This window comes from Pseudomonas parasichuanensis (assembly GCF_021601385.1).
GTDB classification, from domain to species: Bacteria; Pseudomonadota; Gammaproteobacteria; order Pseudomonadales; family Pseudomonadaceae; genus Aquipseudomonas; species Aquipseudomonas parasichuanensis.
Map to the genome: position 1 here is coordinate 1 of NZ_BQHO01000124.1, position 237 is coordinate 237.

Here is a 237-nt window from a genome sequence, read left to right on the forward strand (position 1 = left end):
CCTTGACCGAAATGGTCGTGGTGCTCTCGTCGCCATCGGCGTCGCGGATGGTGTAGACGAAGGTGTCGGTCGCCCACGGCGGCAGGTCTTGGTTGGGGTTGGCGTGGTAGGTGGCGTTGCCCTGGGCATCCAGGGTCAGGTAGCCGTACAGCCCATTGATCTGATCGCCAACATGGCCGAGCGCCGAGGTGGAAGTGTCGTTGCCGGCACGCACACCCACCACGTACTGGCCGTCGC

General features: G+C 65.0%; 1 protein-coding gene. It reads right to left on the reverse strand.

Features of this window, described 5'->3' with window-relative positions; genetic code table 11:
* A partial coding sequence (locus L6D77_RS27220; RefSeq protein WP_236170250.1) for an Ig-like domain-containing protein occupies window positions 1-237 on the reverse strand: 237 nt, incomplete at both ends.